The organism is Subdoligranulum sp. APC924/74 (genome assembly GCF_003324125.1).
Classification (GTDB): Bacteria; Bacillota; Clostridia; order Oscillospirales; family Ruminococcaceae; genus Gemmiger; species Gemmiger qucibialis.
In genome coordinates this window covers 37,133-59,027 of the sequence record NZ_PSQF01000009.1, presented here as the reverse complement: position 1 = coordinate 59,027, position 21,895 = coordinate 37,133, and the positions used below count along the sequence as shown (strand labels likewise).

General features: G+C 53.1%; 26 protein-coding genes, 1 tRNA gene and 1 other RNA gene. 22 read left to right on the top strand and 6 right to left on the bottom strand.

What is annotated here, in order from left to right; translation table 11 throughout:
- Nucleotides 1-136: 136 nt before the first annotated feature.
- Nucleotides 137-212 (top strand) — tRNA-Lys (locus C4885_RS04655).
- Here the strand turns inward: C4885_RS04655 and C4885_RS17290 are convergent.
- Together C4885_RS17290 and C4885_RS04640 are read right to left on the bottom strand one after the other, a co-directional pair.
- Complete coding sequence (locus C4885_RS17290) at nucleotides 175-1,686, bottom strand: recombinase family protein (RefSeq protein ID WP_371681623.1); 1,512 nt, start codon at nucleotides 1,684-1,686, stop codon at nucleotides 175-177. The genes C4885_RS04655 and C4885_RS17290 overlap by 38 nt on opposite strands.
- A gap of 2 nt (nucleotides 1,687-1,688) precedes the next feature.
- A complete protein-coding gene (locus C4885_RS04640; protein ID WP_147237754.1) occupies nucleotides 1,689-2,711 on the bottom strand; it encodes a hypothetical protein in 1,023 nt (340 codons plus the stop codon).
- A 170-nt stretch (nucleotides 2,712-2,881) separates the two neighbouring features.
- Between C4885_RS04640 and C4885_RS16415 the strand changes: the two genes are divergently transcribed.
- The 7 genes from C4885_RS16415 (at nucleotide 2,882) to C4885_RS04615 (ending at nucleotide 7,914) form a co-directional block, all read left to right on the top strand.
- Nucleotides 2,882-3,076, top strand: a complete 195-nt coding sequence (locus C4885_RS16415) for a hypothetical protein (RefSeq protein ID WP_158538810.1) — start codon at nucleotides 2,882-2,884, stop codon at nucleotides 3,074-3,076.
- Complete coding sequence (locus C4885_RS04635; RefSeq protein ID WP_113999243.1) at nucleotides 3,018-3,365, top strand: hypothetical protein; 348 nt, start codon at nucleotides 3,018-3,020, stop codon at nucleotides 3,363-3,365. Before C4885_RS16415 ends, C4885_RS04635 begins: the two co-directional genes overlap by 59 nt.
- A gap of 246 nt (nucleotides 3,366-3,611) precedes the next feature.
- Nucleotides 3,612-4,337, top strand: coding sequence for a hypothetical protein (locus C4885_RS04630; RefSeq protein WP_113999242.1), 726 nt, complete (start codon nucleotides 3,612-3,614; stop codon nucleotides 4,335-4,337).
- A 93-nt stretch (nucleotides 4,338-4,430) separates the two neighbouring features.
- The gene (locus tag C4885_RS16265) at nucleotides 4,431-4,778 is read left to right on the top strand and encodes a hypothetical protein (protein ID WP_147237751.1); all 348 of its coding nucleotides are present in this window, start codon (nucleotides 4,431-4,433) and stop codon (nucleotides 4,776-4,778) included.
- Entirely contained in the window at nucleotides 4,756-6,048 is a 1,293-nt protein-coding gene (locus C4885_RS04625; protein WP_113999241.1) for an FtsK/SpoIIIE domain-containing protein, read from the top strand. Before C4885_RS16265 ends, C4885_RS04625 begins: the two co-directional genes overlap by 23 nt.
- 124 nt (nucleotides 6,049-6,172) lie before the next feature.
- Complete coding sequence (locus C4885_RS04620; RefSeq protein WP_113999240.1) at nucleotides 6,173-6,709, top strand: hypothetical protein; 537 nt, start codon at nucleotides 6,173-6,175, stop codon at nucleotides 6,707-6,709.
- A 14-nt stretch (nucleotides 6,710-6,723) separates the two neighbouring features.
- Nucleotides 6,724-7,914 (top strand): SAP domain-containing protein, encoded by a 1,191-nt coding sequence (locus tag C4885_RS04615; protein WP_113999239.1) that lies wholly within the window; start codon nucleotides 6,724-6,726, stop codon nucleotides 7,912-7,914.
- A 1,423-nt stretch (nucleotides 7,915-9,337) separates the two neighbouring features.
- Here C4885_RS04615 and C4885_RS04610 read toward each other — a convergent pair.
- The 3 genes from C4885_RS04610 to C4885_RS04600 are packed head-to-tail and all read right to left on the bottom strand — an operon-like array spanning nucleotide 9,338 to nucleotide 12,574.
- Complete coding sequence (locus C4885_RS04610; RefSeq protein ID WP_113999238.1) at nucleotides 9,338-9,967, bottom strand: response regulator transcription factor; 630 nt, start codon at nucleotides 9,965-9,967, stop codon at nucleotides 9,338-9,340.
- Complete coding sequence (locus C4885_RS04605; RefSeq protein ID WP_113999237.1) at nucleotides 9,945-10,931, bottom strand: hypothetical protein; 987 nt, start codon at nucleotides 10,929-10,931, stop codon at nucleotides 9,945-9,947. Before C4885_RS04605 ends, C4885_RS04610 begins: the two co-directional genes overlap by 23 nt.
- A complete protein-coding gene (locus tag C4885_RS04600; RefSeq protein WP_113999236.1) occupies nucleotides 10,928-12,574 on the bottom strand; it encodes a hypothetical protein in 1,647 nt (548 codons plus the stop codon). Before C4885_RS04600 ends, C4885_RS04605 begins: the two co-directional genes overlap by 4 nt.
- 256 nt (nucleotides 12,575-12,830) lie before the next feature.
- On the opposite strand from C4885_RS04600, the gene C4885_RS04595 reads away from it, so the two are divergent.
- The 3 genes from C4885_RS04595 to C4885_RS04585 are packed head-to-tail and all read left to right on the top strand — an operon-like array spanning nucleotide 12,831 to nucleotide 14,430.
- Complete coding sequence (locus C4885_RS04595) at nucleotides 12,831-13,163, top strand: hypothetical protein (RefSeq protein ID WP_113999235.1); 333 nt, start codon at nucleotides 12,831-12,833, stop codon at nucleotides 13,161-13,163.
- 17 nt (nucleotides 13,164-13,180) lie between these two features.
- Nucleotides 13,181-13,909, top strand: a complete 729-nt coding sequence (locus C4885_RS04590) for a hypothetical protein (RefSeq protein WP_113999234.1) — start codon at nucleotides 13,181-13,183, stop codon at nucleotides 13,907-13,909.
- 50 nt (nucleotides 13,910-13,959) lie between these two features.
- On the top strand, nucleotides 13,960-14,430 hold the full coding sequence (locus C4885_RS04585; RefSeq protein WP_113999233.1) for a hypothetical protein: 471 nt from the start codon (nucleotides 13,960-13,962) through the stop codon (nucleotides 14,428-14,430).
- Between the two features lie 556 nt (nucleotides 14,431-14,986).
- Here the strand turns inward: C4885_RS04585 and C4885_RS04580 are convergent.
- The gene (locus C4885_RS04580) at nucleotides 14,987-15,499 is read right to left on the bottom strand and encodes a helix-turn-helix transcriptional regulator (protein ID WP_113999232.1); all 513 of its coding nucleotides are present in this window, start codon (nucleotides 15,497-15,499) and stop codon (nucleotides 14,987-14,989) included.
- A gap of 139 nt (nucleotides 15,500-15,638) precedes the next feature.
- Here C4885_RS04580 and C4885_RS04575 point away from each other — a divergent pair, with 139 nt between their 5' ends.
- From C4885_RS04575 to C4885_RS04525, 11 genes are all read left to right on the top strand, one after another.
- Nucleotides 15,639-15,869 (top strand): helix-turn-helix domain-containing protein, encoded by a 231-nt coding sequence (locus C4885_RS04575; RefSeq protein WP_113999231.1) that lies wholly within the window; start codon nucleotides 15,639-15,641, stop codon nucleotides 15,867-15,869.
- On the top strand, nucleotides 15,866-16,285 hold the full coding sequence (locus C4885_RS04570; protein WP_113999230.1) for a hypothetical protein: 420 nt from the start codon (nucleotides 15,866-15,868) through the stop codon (nucleotides 16,283-16,285). Before C4885_RS04575 ends, C4885_RS04570 begins: the two co-directional genes overlap by 4 nt.
- A complete protein-coding gene (locus C4885_RS04565; protein WP_113999229.1) occupies nucleotides 16,275-16,517 on the top strand; it encodes a hypothetical protein in 243 nt (80 codons plus the stop codon). Before C4885_RS04570 ends, C4885_RS04565 begins: the two co-directional genes overlap by 11 nt.
- Nucleotides 16,516-16,582, top strand: an RNA gene (locus C4885_RS04560) — hammerhead ribozyme type II. The genes C4885_RS04565 and C4885_RS04560 overlap by 2 nt, the downstream gene beginning before the upstream one ends.
- A 23-nt stretch (nucleotides 16,583-16,605) precedes the next feature.
- Nucleotides 16,606-18,666, top strand: a complete 2,061-nt coding sequence (locus tag C4885_RS04555) for a Mu transposase C-terminal domain-containing protein (RefSeq protein ID WP_158538809.1) — start codon at nucleotides 16,606-16,608, stop codon at nucleotides 18,664-18,666.
- Nucleotides 18,653-19,609: an AAA family ATPase gene (locus C4885_RS04550; protein ID WP_113999227.1), complete on the top strand. Its 957-nt coding sequence runs from the start codon at nucleotides 18,653-18,655 to the stop codon at nucleotides 19,607-19,609. The genes C4885_RS04555 and C4885_RS04550 overlap by 14 nt, the downstream gene beginning before the upstream one ends.
- Before the next feature lie 10 nt (nucleotides 19,610-19,619).
- Nucleotides 19,620-20,045 carry a hypothetical protein gene (locus tag C4885_RS04545; protein ID WP_113999226.1) on the top strand — a complete coding sequence of 142 codons (426 nt, stop codon included), beginning with the start codon at nucleotides 19,620-19,622 and terminating at the stop codon, nucleotides 20,043-20,045.
- A gap of 93 nt (nucleotides 20,046-20,138) precedes the next feature.
- Entirely contained in the window at nucleotides 20,139-20,531 is a 393-nt protein-coding gene (locus C4885_RS04540; RefSeq protein ID WP_113999225.1) for a hypothetical protein, read from the top strand.
- Nucleotides 20,532-20,534: 3 nt separating this feature from the next.
- Complete coding sequence (locus C4885_RS04535; RefSeq protein WP_113999224.1) at nucleotides 20,535-21,035, top strand: host-nuclease inhibitor Gam family protein; 501 nt, start codon at nucleotides 20,535-20,537, stop codon at nucleotides 21,033-21,035.
- A gap of 13 nt (nucleotides 21,036-21,048) precedes the next feature.
- Nucleotides 21,049-21,531, top strand: a complete 483-nt coding sequence (locus C4885_RS04530) for a regulatory protein GemA (protein ID WP_113999223.1) — start codon at nucleotides 21,049-21,051, stop codon at nucleotides 21,529-21,531.
- Entirely contained in the window at nucleotides 21,524-21,868 is a 345-nt protein-coding gene (locus C4885_RS04525) for a Mor transcription activator family protein (RefSeq protein WP_113999222.1), read from the top strand. The genes C4885_RS04530 and C4885_RS04525 overlap by 8 nt, the downstream gene beginning before the upstream one ends.
- Nucleotides 21,869-21,895: the final 27 nt, after the last annotated feature.

Genomic DNA, 21,895 nt, shown 5'->3' with positions numbered 1-21,895 from the left:
CAGAAGTTAAGCTCACTTGTGCCGAAGATAGTTGGCTGGAAACGGCCTGTGAAAATAGGTAGATGCCGGCTTCTCTTAAAAAGCAAGCAGCCCACGGGCCGAGCGGAAAGCCCGGTTCGTGGGTTTGCTTTATTAAGCACCATTAGCTCAGTTGGTAGAGCAACTGACTCTTAATCAGTGGGTCCTGGGTTCGAGTCCCCGATGGTGCACCATATGAACATTAGACGAACACTGTGTAAGGTCGTTTAATGTAACAGTTTCTTGACCGTTCTGCGTATTTAGCAGGACGGTCATTTTTTGTGTGCCGTCTTCTTCATCAGAAAGATAGATACTGTTTACCAGAATGTCAATCAGATAACGGTTGTATTCCAGACTATCAATGTTGCCCTGAATAAAGTTGTTGAAAAAGAAAATTACTTCGTCCTCTGTCGGTATCCGATGGAGGACTTTTTCTTTTGCGATGTTTTGCTCCAACAGTTTCTTTTGCTGTTCACGCTGTTCAAGGCGGTCTGCCATTGCCTGCGAGTTGCGCCCGGCTTCAATGAGGTCAAGCAGATTATTGATGCCTTTGTTCACTTCGCGCAGTTCGCTTTCAAGTTTCAGCAAGTTGCCGTTATCCTGCGCATCGTTGCAGCATTTGACAACGGCTTTCGCCAGTTCGGGGATATTGTTTGCCAGCAGTACCTTTTTAACGGTATCGACAACAGCGGTTTCAAGGACTTCTTTGCCGATGTAGCGCTTTGTACAGCCCTTTTTGTTGGAACGGTTGGTGCAGGAATAATATTGGTACTTGCTGCCGTTTTTAGATATGCCGGAAATGCCGGACATAGTGCTGCCACATTGCGCGCAGAACAGTTTGGTCGTAAGTAGATACTGGTCGTTTAGCGGTTTGTTTCTTGCGGGGGCGCATTTGTTCTTTCCAACTTGGATTTGTACGCGGTCAAAAAGTTCCTTGTCAATGATAGCCGGGACGCGAATGCCGATGTCTTCCCCTTTGTATAGACGGATACCGATATACATTTTATTAGTCAGTATGCGGCGCATTACTGAAATGATGAATGGCTTTCCGGCGGCATTGACAGCGCCCTGCGCGTTGAGTTGATTTACGATTTCCGTCATGGATTTCCCTTGGTCGTACCATGTGAAGATTTGGCGGATAACCTGTGCTTCGCCCTCATCGAGAACGTAGTGTTTATCTACAACGCGATAACCGAAAACACGCGGCCCGCCGGAAGTCTGCCCCTGCATAGCTGCGCGGTGCATTCCGTCTGATACTTTTGCTGCCAGTTCGACAGAGTAGGATTCATTACCGCCGAGGATAACGGCTTTGATGATGGCGCTGTGACTTCCTTCGGGGATTTCTTCGGTTGCCGAAATTAGGTCAACGCTGTTTTGGTGGAGCAGCCGTTCATATGCGCCGTGGTCATCTAAGTTTCTGGCAAAGCGGTCATAACGCCAGACCAGAACAATGTCAAATAAATGCTTGCTGCTTTCGTAAATCATTCGCTGGAAGTCGGGCCGGGTATCAGTTTTTCCGGTTTTCTTTCGGTCTACATAGGAGCCGATTACGAGCATATTGTGTGCGGTAGCATAGTCATTGCAAATTTCAATCTGGCGTTCAATACTTTCTTCTCGCTGACGGCTGCTCGAATATCGGGCATAGATAACGGCACGTTTGGATTCCATTGTCATTTTGCACCTCTTTTGAGTTCTTGCCATTTTGCTTTTAGGCGTTCTCCAAATTCTTCGGTGGATTCCGTTTCAAAATCTGGAAAGCTATTATTTGCCTGCGCTTGGCGGTAGGCGTTCACATTGATAAAGAACTTGAACTTTTCTTGTTGTATAAGATTGTAGGTTTTGGTTGCCTGCTCATATTCCGAGTGCGCCCATTCGTTCCAAGTATCATAAATACCCTGTAACTTTTGCACTTGTGGTGATGAATCTGTCATTTGAGAGCGCAGTTCGTTAAGTTGCCTATTATGGTACTGCTGCAAGTAGCGATATTTAGAATAGTAGGGGCTTTTTTTGTTATTGGCTTTGATGTGTTTATCCTTGCACGATTTACTGCAATAAAGGTTGTTGCGCTGGCTCATGCGAAAAGCTCTTTTGCAGCAGGGACAGACAGCAACTTGTTTGACAGAATCCGATGAAAAATAAATGTGGTAAAAATCAAGAGCGAGATATTCGTATAAGGATTTTACCGTGTACACCAGAACGATTTTATTATCCAGCAGGACAAAGGAAGTTGTAAATTGGTTGGGCTTGAAAACGGTTTGACCGTCTTCAAGTTCCTCATGCGTGAACAGATAAACCGTTTTATCAAAACGCTGTGTGCTGGTATCGTCAGTACCGGGGCGCTCGGAAAAAGCTGCGTCTAAATCAGAAAAAGCATACTGAACAAGATTGCGGGTATAGGTCAAGGCTTCTTCGGTGGCAGACTGTTTACTTTGCGGGTAAATAGCGGTGCGGCTGTTAATGCAATCTAAAAAGAATTGATTTACAAGTGGCTGCCCGGAAATGATTTCAATAGCTTCTTTATCTGGGCAATTTGACAACGTCAAAAGTTGCTCTTTAGGGGACAAGCGATATTTTGCAAAGTAATTATAAAAATCTATGGTTTCTGTTCCGATTTCTTGTTTTGAAATGACGGTAGCCTTGTTGTCATGTAAGGCTACTTGTAGAAGCATTCCATCACAAAATGTAATGTTCATAATTCCTCCCAAATGTGCGACAACCGACTGTGCGCAAATTGGCGCGTATGGTTTAGCTATCGCGGACATAAGTAAATGCTGCTATACTAATCATAGTGATACAACCAAACGAAATGCACTGAATGTATCACTATGATACGCTACAACTCCGCTAATGTCAAGAGGGCAGTATGGACTTCAAGATGTCAAAATTTGATATTGACCGTATTGCCTGCCTGATGTATCGCGATATTGCGGCGTACATAGACGACCAACGCAAGCAGTCTTCGGATTGTGATGCAGCGGCCAGAAAGGAGGAAAAACAATATGCGTTTGAACAATGCGACCATCAAGCAGGTGATTGTATCGCCTGCGACCCTCGGTGAGCGTCTTCGCCTGTGCGGTATTCGCCCTTACAACGAGTACATTAACGGCAATCGCACCGACACCGTTCTGGGCTACACTTACACGGTGACTTGTTCCGGCTTTCAGGGTGAACGCCTTGATGTTAAGATTCCGGGCAAGCAGCTGCTGGGTGAAGATGCCTATGACCATCTGGTAAAGTTTACCAACATTCAGCTTGGCATTTATCCCAGTTTCGTAAAAGGTCAGCGCGGCATTGATGCCGTCAACCTTAAAGCAATGGCCGAGGGTGTAACCGTTATCGGTGGTTAATCGCTGGGCGGTGGCAAGGGCGGGATGCCCTAAAGCGTCTCACCCTGCCGCCGCCTTACTTTTTGCCCTCTGGGTCGCTCGAACGGGCCCACGCCGGACGGGCGGGGAATATTACCTTAGAGCGACAATGAGACATTGAGATAGTGCAGAAATAAGACGTAGCACAGATGATAAAAGTATCTCAATGAAAACGACAAGTTGTTGAGATAGAAGCAAGTCGTTGAGATACAAAAGGTGGTGATGGCAATGGCAAAAGCAGCAGACTTTGATGGCAAGGCTAATGAAACAGAAGTCGTTACGTCAGAAAGTGTAAAAGGAAAACGAAAAACTTCTATTTTAGGCACGAAAGCGCGTCTGTGGCTGATTACAATCAATAACCCACAGAACCATGGAATATCTCTTGAACAGTCGGGAATTCTTGAACGATTCAAAGAGGACATTAAAACAGGGCGCGTTACCTATGTAGCAAGTGTTATGGAACAAAGCCTGACTGTCGATGAAAATGACAAACACACACCACATGGACATATTGCGGCATACTTTCCGTCACAAGAACTGGGCGGCCATCTGCACAAATTGTTCCCGATGGCAGCGCTGCAAGATTGCAAGGCAAATATTTTATCGGTCAGGCAGTACTTGATAAAAGACCCTACTGGTGCATGGTATAAAAAGTATCCTGAAAAGTTCGGCGAGAAGCTGCCAGATGATGAAGCTAACTTTTGGGAATGGGGCATCATTCCAGACGGAAGACGGAAATCTGCTGACAGCCAATCGTCAAAGACATTGAGCGAAGATGTGCTGCAAGCTATCCGCGAGGGGAAAAATGATGCGGAAATTCTGACGAAGTTTCCAACCGTGTGGAATCGTTCGGCAGAACTCCGCAAGATTCGATTTGCAATTATGAGCCAGAAGTACCGCCCGATTTATCGTGACCTAAATTGCATTTATGTGGAAGCCAATTTCCCACCTTAAGAAGCCTACAAGTTGTTTGCGCATACACCGGATACATACGTTGTAAGTGATTACACACACCCTTGGGATAGCTACTGCGCAGAAAAGACGGTTGTGCTGACTGAGTATGTAGGCCAATTCCCTTGGTTCGAGATTCGCCGTCTTTTGAGTGGTAACTACTGCACCTTGCCCGCGCGCTTTTCGGATGCTGTTGCCTGCTATACCAACATCATCATCATTTCTCCGCTACGCTTTGCGGAAATGTGCAAATGTGGAAAAGGATATAATCCTAATATATTGATAAGCTATTTTACACATTCCCGCCGCTATCTTGACCTTGCCGACTTTGGAACCGATTATGTGCTGAATCCTACATCGGGGGATTGGGAGCAGCGTTATCTTCTTCCCCCACACGTCGAACCGAAAAAGGAGAACGACCATGACGAATCTGAACAACAATGAATTGAGTGCTCGTACCAACCTGCACAACTTCTGCAATACCGTAAAGGCGGGGCTGCACAGTGCAGTCGTGTCTCCCCGCAAGCGCCATGCCTTGCTTGTGCTCCTGCTGCTGGGGGCGGCACTGTGCGCGGCAATCTACTGGCCGTACCATCTGCCCGCTTCGCTTGCGGGCCTTATGCTTGTACCGGCGGCATTTACCTATTTGTGTTGGGCTGCCGTTAGCGCTGCCGCCGTTGGCTATGTGCCGGGAGCATTGGAAATGCAGCACAATTTTGCCCGCATTGGATTCACGAACAGCGCGGGAGAAGCCCCTTACTTGGTGCAAAAAGAAAAGTGCGGCAATGCCGTTATACTGACGTATCACTGCATGGGCTTTCCCACGTCCGTATGGGCAGACAAACAGCTTGAACTTGAAAGTGCCCTTAATATGTTGATAGCCAGCGTTAAAGAGGGTAATGACCGCCGAACGGTGAGCCTGTGTTGCGTTCCGCCTGAACACGTTTTTGATACCATCGAATGGCATGAACGCTATATTCTGCGCAATGAGGACAACAAGCTGATTCTTGGGCGTGGCCTGACGGGGGATGTGATTATTGATATCGACAAGACCCCGCATATTCTGATTGGCGGCAACACGGGAAGCGGCAAGAGCGTATTGGTGCAGTGCTTGCTCTGGCAGGCAATTCAACAGGCAGATGTTGTATATGTGGCTGACTTCAAGGGCGGTGTTGACTTTTCTTATGTTTGGCAGGAGTTTGCCTACATTATTACGGAAGAAACGAAACTCCTTGTACTCCTGAACCACTTGGCAGATACCTTGGAAGAACGCAAACGGCTTTTCAAAAAAGTTGATGCCGCAAACATTATCGAGTACCGCGAAAAGTCCGGAGACTATATGCAGCGTATTGTCTTTGCTTGTGACGAGGTGGCAGAACTGCTTGACAAGACGGGTGCGGATAAAGCGCGTAAGGAACTGCTGGCACAAATTGAAGCACGACTTGCGCTGATTGCCCGTCAGGGGCGTGCCTTTGGAATCCATCTGATTCTTGCGACCCAGCGCCCGGACGCTAATATTCTGCCGGGGCAGATTAAGAACAACATGAACATTCGCATTTGTGGCCGCGCAGACACTACGCTGTCTACCATCATCATCGGGGACGGACGTGCAGCCGAGCAGATTCCGCACGATGCACAGGGGCGCTTCATTATGGAAGACGGCACGGTGTTTCAGGCGTACTATTTTAATGACGATACAATTTCAAAGTGGTAATATAAAAGGCAGACGTTTTTAGCGCCTGCCTTTTAATTTTGGCGAACGATTGTTGAAGGACATAGAAATTTATGCTATTATAAAAATATTGCAGATACGTTCAGATTTACAAAGGAGAATTTTTATGGGAATTTTTTCAAGATTTCGTAAGAATGAGCAAAAAAATAATTCTGAATCTGTTAGCTTGAGCCCAAAAGAAAAATTCAAAAAAATGGTGCCTGCTAATCCTGGAATTGCATTGAATGATGATGAAGTGTGCCTCTTTATGTCTGATGCTTCAATAGGAAAGGAAAAAACACATACAACGGGATATAAATCTTCTGGGATAAGCAGTAGAATCCGTATTGCAAAAGGATTATCGGTGGGAAGTTCTAACGTCCATGTAACACCAACACGTGAAACATATTGGGAAAAGACCCCCTGCCGATTCTTTGTTACAGACAAGAGATTCATTGCGATTTCCCAAAAAGGCGGATTTAATTTAAAGGCAGACAAAATTATTGATATGAAATTGAATGCTGACGCAGTGACTTTATATACAGGCTCGAAGACGTATATTGTCTTTATGACGAGCGAAGATGTGCATAGATATAAGGAACTGTGGGAAACAATTCAAAGTCTTCAAAGAAACGGTATTGACCCGAAAAAATTGTTGAGATAAAGGGGAACGATATAATGGCACTGCTGAATTTTATAGATGGACTTTTTAAGGGCGACAAAACTAAAACAAAACCACCCGTGCGAAATTCAACTGCGACACAAAAGCGATACTATGCGGATTCATCGAGCGTTGCGATAGAGGAAAGGCCATATTATCAGCAGGATAGTTATTATACCCTCGTAGTTCACGAAGGAACACAGTTCGAAAAGAAAGTGATTCCTTTTAATGAAAGAAAAACGGTGACATACCCGTCTAAAAATGGATTGTATGTTCCAGAAATTTTATTGCTGGAATATTGCAAATATGGAAAGTACCCTAAACCTTCTAATGGGTACCCGGGCTTTTGGTGGTTTGATTATGGAGTGCGTGATGTAGGAAGTTTACTTGATTCATTGAGAAGTCGTGAATTTATAAAATGGGAACGAAAAGGCAATTTGTTAATGAATCTGAATGTGAACGAGTTAAGAGAAATTCTTCGGGCTCATTGCCTTTCTACTACGGGAAAAAAGGGTGAACTTATCGAACGAATAAAAAGTGACATTGCGGAAGAAGACTTGCCAAACAACGTGGCTTTACAAAAATATACTTTAACCGAAAAAGGCATAGAGGAATTGAAAGAGAATGCATATGTGCCTTATATGCACAATCATCGGCATAAGACAACGGATGATTCCACTTTTGGAGAACCTTTTACGGTATGGGAAATGAATAAAATTATTGCGGCAGAGGGAAGACAGAAGGAGTGGGAAACAATAGTAGGTGAAATCGAAAGGCAACGATTTGGAGTAAATATGGCGGGGTCTCAAGGAACAACACAAAATCTTAGAACAACTCAAGAAGTGCCGAGTGAGAAGGAAAATAAAGGCGAGGAACTTAAAATGTTTCTGCGAGAGAACAGAAAGAATATAATAGCGGCTGCAAACACAGAGGGAGATGGATTTTTCGAGGAATCAAAGGGGCTTGATTACTGCACTATTGGAAATGATAAGGAGGCACTTTACCAATTTTACGTTGCGATAGAAAAGAAATTTGATGCGCCTGCACTATATAAAGAAACTGCGAAACTCTTACATAAATACGGCTTATATGATGAAGAAGTGAAGGTTCTGAAAAAAGGAGTCGCCATTGTTCCCGCGACAAACCGACACAGGGAAGAACTACTTAAAATGCTTCAAGATGCAATGACCATAAGCAAAACGAGATGAGTGCCGTTGAAAGATACAACGATGGATTTGTTATTCTACTTGGAATAAGGAATTGTGGGTTGTTCCGCGATTAGCCCAAAAAAGAGGGATGGGGAAATGTCAAGGGGACTGTGGAATACCGCAGCCCAGTTTGTAGAGCGAGGATATGCCGCAAAAGCCCCTTGATATTTCAACACCCCTCTTTTATCCTCGCGCGGAGGAACAACAGCATCACTTCCGGGTGAGCAGCCGTGTGATGCCGATGCCGCCCGGATAAACAAAAGTGTTCGGGTTTGCTCCCACATGGTGCACCAAGAAAAGCCGCAACGAATGTTGCGGCTTTTTTGTCGCACCATTCCCTCCGGGACGGACTCACACTTCGCGCAAGCGCTCGTGTTCGTCTCGCGGGGACTGGTCGCTAAATTCAGTCCGCAGGACTGAATTCTTAACGCGCCCACTGATGGTGCACCAAAGTACGCGTTGCAAGAAATTGCAGCGCGTTTTTTATTGCAATCTTTCAAAGAAGGTTCAATCTGGTGCACCATTGGGTGACGAGAACAGCTCGGGCCCGCCGCCGGTCCGGCGGGCAAAAACGCCCCAGTGGGGCGGTTTTAGAGCGCGGGAGAGTCCCCGATGGTGCACCAGAAAAAGCCGCAACGAATGTTGCGGCTTTTTTGTTGCACCATTCCCTTTGGGACGGACTCGCACTTCGCGCAAGCGCTCGTGTTCGTCTCGCGGGGACTGGTCGCTAAAAATGGTTGCGGGTTTGTGGGCAGGGGCCATGATTGAGCGTGAGCGAAAGCGGGGAGCGAACAATGTACGCCGCGCGCGGCGTACAACCGCACGAGCGGTTTTGCGAAGCAAAATGGAGGCCTTACAGGCCGACAAGCGGAGCAGACTGAATTCTTGACGCGCCCACTGATGGTGCACCAAAGAATGCCTTACACGAAAGTGTAGGGCGTTTTTTTGTTGCTCTATTTTAAGAAGGCACGATCTGGTGCAGCGTCGGAGATACTCGAACAGGGCGGCGGCACGCAGGTGCCGTAAGGAACGCCACAGTGCGGCGTTCCTTAGCCCGCGGGCACTTTACTTTTTACGCACCGTTTGCTATGGAATAACGGTTCATGGTCTGCCTACTATTTTTATGGCAATACCGCATAATTCTAAGTGTCGATACGGCGAGCGAGGTGCGGCAGCTGCTAAGCCAAAAGCGCAGATAATACTGGATGCTGCAAAGGTGAGCGCCGCCAGTGGCGGAAACAGCGAACCGAAGCAGGGGCAGCGGTCGCAGAGTGCGAGGGGCTTTTGCCCCCGAAGCACGATGCGGGTACCGCAACCCGACATTATCGAGCATTTTGGCAACGCAGATGCCGTGCCGCAGCCGCCGGAGCGGTGCTTAAGCCGTTAGGCGGGAATTGTGCGGTATTGCCTTATATACTACAAATTACTCCTCTGCCAACTCCACCACCAATTTGGCTTCGGTGGCGGCGATGGCAAGCTGAAGTTTATTCTCCAGGTTCGTCTTTTGCAGCATATTGATGACGTGGTACTTCACGGTGGATGGCTCGATGCCGAGTTCTTTTGCAATCTCGTTATAGGACAGCCCGCGCACAAGACAGCGCAGGACCTTCATCTCTCCTTTGGTGAACTCGGCGCTCATGGCAGTGCCGATCTCCACGCTGGGCGGTGCATCGGGGAAGATATGCTCCCCCGCCATCGTGCGGCGCACGACCTGCATCAGGGTCCCTTCATCGCCGTCCTTATACCACAGGCTGTCCGCGCCCACGGCTTTTGCGCGTGCCAAGACCTGTGTGTCAATAAGCGAGGTCGCCACCACGATCTTGATTTCCGGGTGTGCTTCTCGTATCTTTTTGGCGGCGGCCAGGCCGTTTTCGCGGTGTTCTGTCTGCACATCCATCAGCACAAGGTCGATGTCCTCGGTATCGCACAGGATTGGAGCCTCTGCAGCGCCGGGGATAGACACAGCAAGCTGATACCCGTCCTCGTTCTGAATATAGCTTTCAAGCAGGCTCCGTACCAGCTTTTGGTCCTCAACGATCATAACGCGTATCATTAGTGCTCTCCTTATCGGGCAGGGTGACTTCCAGAACAAATACAGGCAGGGAATGTACGGTTACTGTACCCCCTGCTTTTTCAATACGGCGGCGGAGCGAGGAAAGCCCGCCGCCTTCCTTTATCTCCGCCTTGGGTGGTGCGCCGTTGTTCGTGATGCAAAGGTGCCATGCCTGTGGCCGATGCTCGGAATCGGCGTACAATTCCGTGGCGCCCGCATGCCGCACACCGTTGGAGGTACACTCCCGCAGGATCAGTGCGTAGAGCTCGCGGGTGGCGCGTGCCGCAGGGTACGCACCGCGCAGCTGTACGGCTGCACCCAGAACAGCCGCCCGCCTTTGCATATAGCTCAGCGGGTCCTCTGCAGCATTCTCCTGCCGGGCGCGGCATAGCAGGGAGATGGAGCTTTCCCACTTCGCAGCTTCGCTCCTGAGCCGGGCGAGGTCATGCTCATGCCGCAGTGCGCGCCGTGCGGCAAGCAGGGTATGGCCGATGTCGTCATGCACCCGCATCTTCATTTTCAGGATTTCTTCCTCCCGCACAATGTCGGGCATATTGTCATATAAGCGCTTTGCGCGGCGGTTCGCATCGGCAAGGCGCTCGTTTTCCTGCTGCAGTGCAGCATGCAATGTAGCCAGCTGGGTGACATCGGTGGCCATCACCTCGGTGTACGGTATACCGTATTTGTCCTGAACAGGGCGCACCGTGAAATGATATACCGTTCCGTCCGGGAATTCATAGATGCGGGCGGCCTCATCGCGTAGCCGCACACCGCCGCCGGGACTGCGCAGCGCCTGCTCCAGATCCGTAAGGGTCTGCAGATCCCGGCCACAGAGGACTGCGGCGATTTCCTGCATCCTGTGATTGATCAGACGCAGCAGACCATTGCGGTCAAAGTAGCAGATGGCCGCCGGCAGCGTGTCAAAGCCTTCCTTGACGGCGTTGCGGGAGATTCGGGGAATCATAGGCCGCCTCCTTCTGCCGGAAACATCGAGAAATACAAAAGCCCGTCATCATCCCGTTCAAGCTGCATCTGCGGCAGGCCGGGCAGCGCAGCGGGCGCGTCGGTGCATTGAACGCTGCAGCGCAGCCCCCAGCCCTGCGCCGTATGCTCGGCGCAGAAAAGGATCTCCTGCAATCCCGGCAGGGTCGCTTCTATGATGGCTTCAAAGGCGTCATAGATTGCCACGGCGGATGCAGGGGAAATCTTTGCTGTGTCGGCAATCTGTACGGCGCAGCGTATATCACTCAGGCGTAGGCTCTCGGCCGATTCAAACAGGCTCAGCCGCAGCTCCGTGGTGTCGATGTCCTCCGCCTTGTCGCAGACAAAAACAAGGTTGCTGCGCCGCTTGATATAGGTTCCCAAAATGACGATGTGCTTCAGCAGCCGCCGGGCGGTATCGATATCGTCCGTGGCCTTGAGCGCGATCAGATATTCCTGTATCCGTGCCAGCTGGCGGGCCGTGACGGTCTCAATTTTGTCATACAGCCGGTTCTGCTCGCTCAGCTTCAGCCATTGTGCCTTTTGGGCTGTTTCCGCCTGTATGACGTCCCCGATGTCATGCAAATCCTCCTGCGTGAGACGCAGCTCCTCCAGCAGAGCCACCAGTTCGGTGATGTCCTCCTGCCAGAAGATATACCCTTTCCGGATCGGGTGGCCGTGAAGCTGGGTCGTTGCATCCAACTGGACACTGCCGGTGAGCGCCTGACGCAGCTGCTCCTCATGGAGCGGCGCTGCCTGCATGGAGCATTGCACAGGCACAAACGCCCGGTCCGTGATCAGACCCTTGGCCATAGATACCTCAAACAGCGTGGCATACCCCATATTGGATTGGATAAGCCCGCAACGGATGCACGCCTCAAAGGACGCTGTAAAGGTCAGGCATTGCACCACGGTCATATCACCGGCGACTGCATGCATCCACGGCACATTTAAAATATGCTTGTACAGTAAAGCATAGAGGGTGGCAAAAAAAATCGGCACAAGCGGCAGCCAGAGGATGCGCTTTGTATGCGGAATACGGCAGCGCCGTACAAGGTACACCACCGTGAACACGGCACAGGAAAATATCCACAGCAGACAGAGGTAATATACGAACCGATAGGTGTAATCGGGGCTGCCCAGTACCTCCTGCCCGGGTGGGAACGCAAACACAAGCTGATGACAGTCGTTTGTCAGCACCAGGCTGAACAGTACCACAGGGAATACAAAAATCACGTACCGGTACTTGTACAGCGGGGAGGACTGCCCCCAATCCAAAAAGAAAAGCGTATAAAGTGCAAGGGTCGGGATCAGCAGCATCGGGATATAGTACGCATACCACAATCGCCGCAGCATCTCCGGCGTCTGGGCAAAGTCATAGCGGATCAGGCGGATATCCAGCCAGAACAGCATCAGGGCGGCAGCACCCAGCAGGCAGCGGCGGGTCTGTGTGTGCAGGATACGCCACCAGACCGATACTGCCCAGGAAAAGATCAGAATATTATACAGCACCGTGCGCCAAAAGCCGGAATACGGCATATAAAACGCCCGCATCAGGACAGCGCAGAGAATCACCCCTGCAACCGCAGCGGCCAAACACAGATTGCCAAGCCGTACCTTTGTCATAGTGCCTGTCCTTTCCAAAGGGTAGATCATCCGTCTGTTTCTTTCCAGTATCATTATGACGCAATCTGCACTTTTTTGCAATAGTGCTAAAAAAGCAGAAAAAAGTCCAAAAAACTATCCAAATGGTGGGGGCAGAAATCGTCCGATTCCTATATGATGAAGTTGACAAATCATATTCTTTGCAGGAAAGGAGGGCTACGCCGTGCGGAGGATCGTTTTGGACGCGCAATACTCTGTGATGACGAGCGCATTGACAATGGCACTGAAACACGGCAGACCGGACTTCCAGGTGCAAAGCGCTGGTCCTAAGACAAAGGATATTGTAAAGCTATGCCGCTCCTGCAGGGCGGATGTCCTACTGCTGGAGGTCTGCCCGCATCCGCCGCGCACCCTGCAGGACAGACTGCAGCTGGCAAACGACCTGCGGGATGTATGCCCGCACTGCAAAACGGTACTGCTTGTGGATGAGGCCGAATATCCCGAGCTGGCCACCGCCGTGTGCCTGGCAAAAAAGGACCATATTGTCGATGATTTCGTCTACGCTTCCGTCTCGCCTGCCTATCTGAGCGCTATGATGGACACTTTATGACCAAAAGGAGGACAGCTATGAAAAAAGTACAACGAACGCTCGCTGCCGTATTGGCAGCCATGATGCTTATGGCTTTGGCCGGTTGCTCCAAGGGGGATGTGACCAAAGAGGTCAATTCCGGTTTATCCGACCTGAAAGCGCAGGCCGCCGAACCGGCTGTTGAACCCCAGACGGAGACCCCGGCAGAGCCCAAGACCGACGCGGCATCCGAGCCTGCATCCGAACCTGCATCGGAGCCTGCTGCAGAGCCGGAGCCGGAAGCCACCGCCGAACCGGCCCCCGCTTCCGCCCCTGCAGAAAATCCCGATTATCCGTCGGCTGCAGGCCTGAACACCCAGACGCTGGAGGCATTCGGCACAGACTATACGCTGGTGCTCAACGTGACCTGCCCCGACAAGGGCTGGTACAAGCCTGCCACGAACAGCTTTGGGGATTTTAAGCTGTTCCCGACCGATGACCCCAGCAATATCTTCTCCGGAGACCCGCGCATATTATTTGAGCTGCAAAGAGATCTGGACAAGATCAACTACTATTACGACAAATTTGAAAACGTGGAGGAGCTTACCCCGCGCACCATCGGCGGCGTGGAGATGGCCGGACGCACTTACAAAAACGTCGGTATGTGGTGGACGGAATACTACGGCGAGATGCCCACCGGCGGCTGGCTGAGCATTAGAATCTCCGGCGTAGACATCGACCCCGGCACCGAGGGCGACACCATTCTGAACAGCGTCACCTTTGGCTAAGGCAATCGCTGACACACACTACCCGCAACGAAAAGGCAGGTGAACCGACCATGAAAAAACTGCTATCCCTGACGGCGGCGGCCCTGCTGCTGATCACAACGGGCTGCGGGCGCAGCAATGCCCCGCCTGCCTCGGCATCTTCCGGCACCCCGTCGGTTTCCGCCCCGATAACGGAACCGACAGTCGAGTCGTCCGACGATACGACCCCGACCGTTCAGAAGGACGAAGCCGCCGCCAAGCCGCAAAACAGCCGGAGGCTGGATGATTCCCGCATTATCCCGCTGTACAGCGAGCGCTTTACCTACACCGACCCCTACGGCATCGAGGACACCTATTTTTATGAAGTGCCGCAGATCGACGATGACACCGAGGACGCCAAGCACATCAACGCGATAATCGACTACCGATACGGCTATCTGGTGGAGCGTGCCCTGGATGCCCGTTCCCGCAATGACTTTATCGATACAAGCTACATCATCTGGGTCAGCAACTGGAACGGCCCCGTGCTGAGCCTGCTGTAATCTTGTACGAAGAACAGAAAAGGGACGATTAAGGCGGAGGGGGTGGGGATTGAGGTGGGAAAAGGCGCAAAAAGGCGGGAAAGGGACGAATTTGCGCGGATTTTTTGAAGATTAAACGGGATTAAAGGGAAGAAAATGCAAAGCGGCGATTTTTGCAACTTGCAAGATTTTTGGGGCGGTTTTGGGGGTGTTTGAGCGCGTGCCGGCTGGAACGGCGAAAAAGCGGCGGGCGGCGTTTAAGGAGCGGTTAAAAGAAAATTAAAAAGCGAAAAAAGCGCGGTTTTATGACGTTTAAGGACAATTAAATAAAATTTAAGGGCGGGACGCACCATGCCGGGAAAACCGGACTGGCGCGCCCCGCCCTTTGACTTTCAATGGGACATTTCGCGTTGGTTTTTGTTGAGATGTCCTATTGCGATGAATCGCTGTTTTTGGCTTTTCTATCTGTCATGAGTCCCATTGGCAATGTCCCATTAAAGCGTTGAAATCAATAGGACATAACGCTCAGCGATATTTTGTATCGCTTTGAGTACAAAAAGACCCAAATCAGCTATCATCAATCCGAAGGATGCTTTGACAGGTCAAAACATTTATACTCATCCAACCGCTTCAGCATCTCTTTTTGGCCTTCGGCGGAAAGAGACGCATAGACTGTAAGCATCTTTGCATACCGAGATATTTCTTCGGCACAAAATTCGTCCTGTTCCATTGCACAAAGAAGTACAGTCAAGCTATCACGGATATAATTGATGGACTCCCGCTGCACCGCCTGATTTGCAATTAGCACATCCTGCTTGAATCGTAAAACAAGATCGTTCAACCCATCAATAGATGAATTGATTTCATCGGCACCATCCATAAAGCGTTGTGCGTCGAGATCCCCACGGAGAAATTCACCACTAACATGGAAATAACGCTCCAAAGCGGCCATTGCCTTGGAATTTGGCTCACGATAGCCGTTTTCGTAGTTTATGATGGACTTCCTTGTAAGCCCTGTTTCCCTTGCCAATTCCGCTTGAGAAAGGCCTGCGGCCTCACGAAGATCTTTTAACCGTTGAGCGACGCCCATAGTGATGCACTCCTTTGGATAGATATACTTATAATAGCACATTATCCCCATATGGGCAACAAAAAAGGCTTGACATTCCCCGAAAGGGGAAGCATAATAGCAGAAAGTGAACAAATGGGGAATAACCGAGGTGAACGAAATGTACATAAAGCCTTGCCCGGAAAAGATTCGGGCCGCCCGCCGGAAACAGGGACTTAGCGCATATGCACTGGCAATGAAAGCCGGACTGGATAAGAAGGCCATTTATCGGATCGAATCCAAAGAAAGCCTTAGAACACATTCCCTGCGTGCCCAAGCCATCGCCGATGCGCTTGGCTGCCCGGTGGAGGAATTGTTTGATGCGCCCGGCAAGAAAGGCAAAACGGCGTGAACCGAGAAATCCTGGATGCAATCGAAGAGCAAACCGACCTGCGCTATGACAGTCTGGCCGACGCGGCGGGATGGTACGGGACAACGACCGCCTGGCGGGAGGATTTTACCGCGAATTGGAATTCAACCGGCCCAAAACGGGCCGTTAAAAGGCAATTAAACCGAGATAAGGAGGCCGAAGAGATGGCAAAGGCAAAGATTAAGATCAAGGTGTCAGACAGCGGAATCGTGACATTGGCGGCGAGTGGAGACGGCTATGCCACGCTGAACGCGCTGGTGGAAGTGCTGGCAGCCACGATCTGCGAGGCATCCCCCAACTGGGACTTTGCCGAGATTATGACGGACGCCGCCGTCAACCGGCTGTATGACCTGGTTGATGACGGCACCAGGAAGAAGGTGATCCGACGTGGGAAATGACCGATATGCTGGTGTGCGCAGGCTGCCGGACGCGCCGATAGCGGGCGAAAGCTACCGCAACGCGGGAAGCCATTATAAAGTATGGCAGTACAACGCGGCGGCAGACACCGCCCACGTGGAGAATTTGACAAGCGGATGGGTTTGCACCGCCCACCACCCGGCGCTGTACCGCTTGCATGACGGCAGCGTGGAGCTGCAGTGGGATTACAGCACAGACGGACACTTTGAATAGCCGAAACCGCCGGGAATGGCGGTCTTGCGGGGATGGCCGCCTGTGACCGATGATGGCAGGCCGAAAGTAAGGTGAGAGTATGGACGCGATGTTAAGCACATCTGAAGTTGCTGAATTGACAGGGATTTCGCTGCGCCACGTTAAACGATTGGCAGCCTCAAACAAACTGCCTTGTGAGAAAACAGTCAACAGCAATAACCGCCCCAAATACCTGTTCCCATTAAGCGGGCTGGCTGCCCTTGACCCCACGCTGCCGCAGCGCTACCTGGCGCAGCACGCGCAGGAGGGCACGGCGGAGGGCGCGGCGGAACCACAGAACGCGAAGCGCGGCAGGGGCCGCCCGCGCAAGGGCGGGGCCGGGAAAACGGCGGCAAGCAAGCCGCTGGAGGAATACAGCACCGAGGAACGCGGGGAGATCGCGTTTTGGACCCAGGCCGTGCAGGACTGGCGCGGCTACCGTGCCGGGTACCGTGACAAGGCCGCCGCGGACGAAGCGTGGCTGGCGCAGTTCCGGCTGGACCACCCGGAGGTACATATCACCCGGAAGATCTTGTACGCGCGGCAGCGGGCCGTGCTGGAGGATGACCTGGACGGACTGGTGGACGGGCGCGGCAAGGCGCGGCGGGGGTACTGCAAGATCCCGGCGGCGGCGTGGGACGCCTTTATGTACTACTACCTGGACCAGCGGCAAAGCCCCATCAAGCAATGCTACGACCAGACGATCTACTTTTTGGAACAGCATTGCCCGGAAGCACTGCCGGTGCCGGACTACACGACTTTTTACCGCCATGTTATGGCGGATGTGCCGGAGCCCGTGAAGGTGATGGGGCGCGAAGGGCCGAAGGCATTTTATGACCGATGCAGCCACTACATCCGGCGCGAATACGAGAATATGCAGTCCAATGAATACTGGATCGCCGACACCCACACCTTTGACGTTGTGACCAAAGGCGACGGCGGCGGGACGCACCGCCTGTACCTGACCGCCTTTATGGACGCGCGCAGCGGCATTTTTGTGGGCTGCCATGTGGCAGACACCAACAGCAGCCAAAATGTGCTGACCGCCCTGCGGCGGGGCATTTTGCGGTACGGCATCCCGGACAACATCTATGTGGATAACGGCCGCGAATACCTGAACAAGGACGTTGGCGGCACCGGCCACCGCACCCGCAAAACCAAAAACGAGTGGCAGGGCTGGGATGACACCGAGAAATTTGTGCCGCCGCCCGTGTTTACGCGGCTGGGCATTAAAATGACGAACGCCATTGTGCGCAACGCCCGCGCCAAGACCATTGAGCGGCGCTTTTGCGATGTGAAAAACCAGATCAGCCGATTGTTTGACACATTCTGCGGCGGCACGGTGGTGGAAAAGCCGGAGCAGTTAAAACACCTGTTAAAGGGCGGTGAAGTGGTGCTTGACAGCGATTTTACCGCCAGCGTGCAGACGCTGCTGGACGGCCTGATGAACGAAAGCGAGTACAACGGCCCGGTGCAGCGCGACCACGGGAAAACCAAGCTGCAGGTCTGGCGGGACAACCTGAGCCGGAAGCGGATCGCTGCCCCCGCCGACCTGAACCTGATGCTAATGCGCAGCAGCCGCCCGCTGAAGGTGGGGCGCAACGGCATTACCGCGAACCTGTACGGCGCGAAGCTGGATTACTACACGGACGAGTTCACGATGCAGTACCAGGGCAAAAAGGTGTATTACCGCTACGACCCCGACGACCTGCGCACCATCCGGGCGTATGACCCGCAGGACCGGTTCATCTGCGAACTGCCCTGCCGCGACGATATGGTGCTGGAATACGGCGCAAACCGCGAGAGCATCCAGGCCGCCATGCACGAACTGCGAGGCTATACCAAGCTGGTCAAAAACGCCGCCGAAGCGCAGGCCGGGAAAATTACAGAGGTGTACGGCGAAGCCAAGGCCTTTGACGTTTGCCTGGCCAAGGCGCAGCAGAACATTGAGGCGCGCATCACCGCGCCGGAGAACGCCAAGCCGCCCGTTGTGGAGCTGCAGTTTGCAAACGAGGGCGAACCGCTGCTGCAAGCCGTGGGCGCGGAACATCTGGTAGACTTTGGCCGGATGACGGCCAATGCGATAAAACAGCATGAACAGGAAGGGAGCTTTGAAGATGAAAACCTATAACGCGGCGCTTCAGGCACAGCTGGACGCTTACCTGAGCGAGCAGAGCGGCCTGCCGCAGTCCAAGGCGGCGGCCATGATCGGGGTAAGCCCAACGGCGCTGAGCCAGTACCGCAACAGCAAGTACCCCGGCGACGTGGAAGCCGTGGAAAGCAAGATCGAAGAGTTTTTGCGCACCCGCAGCGCGGCGGCGCAGGCCGAGGCCGAGAAGGCCCCCTACCTGAGTGCCGGGTATGTGCCCACCAGCGTGAGCGAGGATGTATACAAGGCCATCCAGTACTGCCAGCTGGAGCGCGGCATTGTGGTGCTGCACGGGGACGCGGGCATTGGCAAGACGCGGGGCGCGGCGCGGTTTGTGCAGGACAACCCTGCCAACGCCATTTACATCCGCTGCACCCCGGTGGGCGGCACGCTGACCGCCATGCTGCGGCAGCTTGGCACGGCCCTGAAACTGCCCGCCACCCGCAACCGGTTGGAGCTGAGTATGGCCATCCATGACAGGCTGAAGGGGACGGACAAGGTGATCATTATTGACGAGGCGCAGAACCTGCGCTTTGACGCGCTGGAGGAGCTGCGCAGCCTGAGCGACCCCGACGACCTGACCGGCGAAAGCGGAACGGGCATCTGCCTGATCGGCAACAGTGAGGTGTACAGCCGGATGCTGGGCAAGCAGGAAGCGCAGTTTGCCCAGCAGTTCAGCCGGGTGCGGTTCCGCCGCCGGTACAGCACCGCCGACGTGAAGCTGGCGGATGTGGAAAAGCTGTTCCCGACGCTGGCGGACGGCAGCCACGGCAAGGAGCTTGCCTTTATGACCGGCGTTTGCCGCAGCAAATGGGGCATACGCGGCGCAATGAGCGTGTACACCAACGCCGTGCGCAACGAAAACACCAGCCTGGACGGCCTGCGCGGCATTGCCGCCAGCATGGGCGTGGGCGTACTGAGTTAAGGAGGAAACCATGAGCACACGGGAAGGATACGCCGCCGCCCTTGGGGCGGGGCTTGGCATGACGTTTGGGATGCTGTTCGGCGCGATCGCCGCGGGCAGCACCTGGACACAGGGGCTTGCAACGCTGGGGGCGGGCGTGCTGGGACTGTACATTATTGCGCGGATGATCATTGAGGACGGCAGGCTGGAGCGGGAACTTTTGCACGGCGGCCAGCCGGACGACGAGGAGCCGGAGAGAGCGCCCGCGATGTTCCGCGACCGATACGACACGGGGTACCGGGACGGCTACGACGATGCCGTGGAGAGCCTGCAATTTGCAAATTTGCCGCAGCGCCCCCGCAAGGGCAAGCACAAGCGCAAGGCGGCAGCCGGCAACATGGTACGGGCCGAATTGCCGGAGCGGCCCATTGTGATGGAACACCAGCACGGCGCGTAACCCTTTGGGGGCGCAGGCCCCCGCCTTAATGCAGCCGCCCGATTGGGCGCAGGTCGCAAGCCCTGAACGATGCAGAGCGAGGAAGGAGCGAATATGACAAAGGACGAATGGCAGGAAGCCGAACGGCGCGCCCTGTGGAAGTATGGCGGGCTTACGCTGTTGGTGGACGGATACAAAATCAGCGTCCAACGGCAGTACGCGACGCCTTACAAAAGCAAGCTGGCTGTTTATGTGAACGGCACATTCCGCGGAAAATGGCTCGTCGAAGATTGCGAGGAGCGCAGACGGTTCTGTTACTGCGTGAAGCACAGCCTGATCAAGAAAAACTGCCCGGAAAACAAGAAAAAGTGGTTTTTGAAGGCGATGGGCAAAAACGAGGAAGACTACGCCTACTATACCTACAGCCCGTATTATCCAAGTTTTGCCGCCCTGCGACGGCAGCTTGTGAAAAACAACCAAGACATACAGCTTATTACGGAGGAATGACCTATGGCAAGACGGAAAGTGACAACCGCGCCCGTGCTGGCAAGCTGGGCGGAAACCGACAAAGCGCTGCGGGACATCCGCGAATGCCGGCACACGCTGGCGGAACTGGCAGTGGAGCGCGACCGAAAAATTGATGCCGCCAAGGATACCTACACAACCACGGCCCTGCCCGTGCAGAACCGCGTGAAGGAACTGGAAGGCCAGGTAAAAGCGTTTGTGGACGGACACCGCGCCGAGCTGGTGGGCAAGAGCCGCGCGCTGAACTTCGGCGTGGTGGGCTACCGGCTGAGCAGCAAACTGGTGCTGCCCAAGGGGCGTGTGGAGGATGTGATCGCGCAGCTGAAAGCCCTGGGGCGGGACAACCTGATCAAGCGCACCGAAACCCTTGACCGTGAGGCACTGCGCAGGGAACCCGCGGAGCTGCTGTGCAAGCTGGGCGCGTACATCAACCAGACCGATGAGTTCTATTATGATGTAAGCGAAGCCGAGGCGAAAGAGCTGTAAGGAGGCGGCAGGGATGGGCGGATGCAGCACCTACCAGATCCGCAAGATCTACGCCATCGGGCAGGCGCTTGGAATCGTGAACCGCGGCGGCGAGGACGCGCTGCACGACCTTGTATATGGCGTGACCGGCAAGAGCAGCGTGAAGGAGCTGAGCTACAGCGAGGCGTGCAAGGTGATTGGAGAACTGGAAGCACGGCAGGGCACGCCGCCGCCCCGCCCAAAGAAAACCAACCACCGCAAGCGAAAGCCGGGCGGCGTGAGCGAGGGCCAGGAGCGCAAGGTTTGGGCGCTGATGTACCGACTGGCCGCCGCCAGCCCGAGCACGGTCGCGGTCGGCGACCGCTTGCGGGCGGCGATCAAGAAAGAGGCCGGCGTGGACGCTTTTGCCGATGACCCGTTCGCGTGGCTGGACTACAAGAGCTGCAACAAGCTGATCGAGGCGCTGAAGGGATACGTCAAAAACGCGGAGCGAAAGGCGGGTGCTGCGGATGGATGAAAAGCTGCCGGAATGGCTTGAGCAATGTTTGACCGAGGACGACCGACAGCTGATCGGCATTGTGGGCACGGAGGCGTTCCTGCGGCTGATCGACACCTACGGCGGCGGGAACGTGTACATCCCGAAAAACGACCGCTTTGAGCGCTACGCCCGCAACAAGGCAATCGTCGCCGAGTTTGACGGGTACAATTTTCGGGAGCTTGCGCAAAAATATCATTTGACGGAAATGCAAATCCGCGTTATCGTAAAAGACAAAGCGGCAGCGGTGAGGGCGAAGCCTGTGGACGGACAGATGAGCCTGTTCGACGCGCCGGACGAACAGAACACAGACAAGTAAATCATTTTGCGAAAGGGCTTTATCTTT

Bases quoted from the DNA above. Each gene is read 5' to 3' on its own strand.
- C4885_RS17290 (WP_371681623.1), bottom strand. From the start codon at position 1,686: ATGGAATCCAAACGTGCCGTTATCTATGCCCGATATTCGAGCAGCCGT.
- C4885_RS04640 (WP_147237754.1), bottom strand. From the start codon at position 2,711: ATGAACATTACATTTTGTGATGGAATGCTTCTACAAGTAGCCTTACAT.
- C4885_RS16415 (WP_158538810.1), top strand. From the start codon at position 2,882: ATGGACTTCAAGATGTCAAAATTTGATATTGACCGTATTGCCTGCCTG.
- C4885_RS04635 (WP_113999243.1), top strand. From the start codon at position 3,018: ATGCGTTTGAACAATGCGACCATCAAGCAGGTGATTGTATCGCCTGCG.
- C4885_RS04630 (WP_113999242.1), top strand. From the start codon at position 3,612: ATGGCAAAAGCAGCAGACTTTGATGGCAAGGCTAATGAAACAGAAGTC.
- C4885_RS04625 (WP_113999241.1), top strand. From the start codon at position 4,756: ATGACGAATCTGAACAACAATGAATTGAGTGCTCGTACCAACCTGCAC.
- C4885_RS04620 (WP_113999240.1), top strand. From the start codon at position 6,173: ATGGGAATTTTTTCAAGATTTCGTAAGAATGAGCAAAAAAATAATTCT.
- C4885_RS04615 (WP_113999239.1), top strand. From the start codon at position 6,724: ATGGCACTGCTGAATTTTATAGATGGACTTTTTAAGGGCGACAAAACT.
- C4885_RS04610 (WP_113999238.1), bottom strand. From the start codon at position 9,967: ATGATACGCGTTATGATCGTTGAGGACCAAAAGCTGGTACGGAGCCTG.
- C4885_RS04605 (WP_113999237.1), bottom strand. From the start codon at position 10,931: ATGATTCCCCGAATCTCCCGCAACGCCGTCAAGGAAGGCTTTGACACG.
- C4885_RS04600 (WP_113999236.1), bottom strand. From the start codon at position 12,574: ATGACAAAGGTACGGCTTGGCAATCTGTGTTTGGCCGCTGCGGTTGCA.
- C4885_RS04595 (WP_113999235.1), top strand. From the start codon at position 12,831: ATGGCACTGAAACACGGCAGACCGGACTTCCAGGTGCAAAGCGCTGGT.
- C4885_RS04590 (WP_113999234.1), top strand. From the start codon at position 13,181: ATGAAAAAAGTACAACGAACGCTCGCTGCCGTATTGGCAGCCATGATG.
- C4885_RS04585 (WP_113999233.1), top strand. From the start codon at position 13,960: ATGAAAAAACTGCTATCCCTGACGGCGGCGGCCCTGCTGCTGATCACA.
- C4885_RS04580 (WP_113999232.1), bottom strand. From the start codon at position 15,499: ATGGGCGTCGCTCAACGGTTAAAAGATCTTCGTGAGGCCGCAGGCCTT.
- C4885_RS04575 (WP_113999231.1), top strand. From the start codon at position 15,639: ATGTACATAAAGCCTTGCCCGGAAAAGATTCGGGCCGCCCGCCGGAAA.
- C4885_RS04555 (WP_158538809.1), top strand. From the start codon at position 16,606: ATGTTAAGCACATCTGAAGTTGCTGAATTGACAGGGATTTCGCTGCGC.
- C4885_RS04550 (WP_113999227.1), top strand. From the start codon at position 18,653: ATGAAAACCTATAACGCGGCGCTTCAGGCACAGCTGGACGCTTACCTG.
- C4885_RS04545 (WP_113999226.1), top strand. From the start codon at position 19,620: ATGAGCACACGGGAAGGATACGCCGCCGCCCTTGGGGCGGGGCTTGGC.
- C4885_RS04540 (WP_113999225.1), top strand. From the start codon at position 20,139: ATGACAAAGGACGAATGGCAGGAAGCCGAACGGCGCGCCCTGTGGAAG.
- C4885_RS04535 (WP_113999224.1), top strand. From the start codon at position 20,535: ATGGCAAGACGGAAAGTGACAACCGCGCCCGTGCTGGCAAGCTGGGCG.
- C4885_RS04530 (WP_113999223.1), top strand. From the start codon at position 21,049: ATGGGCGGATGCAGCACCTACCAGATCCGCAAGATCTACGCCATCGGG.
- C4885_RS04525 (WP_113999222.1), top strand. From the start codon at position 21,524: ATGGATGAAAAGCTGCCGGAATGGCTTGAGCAATGTTTGACCGAGGAC.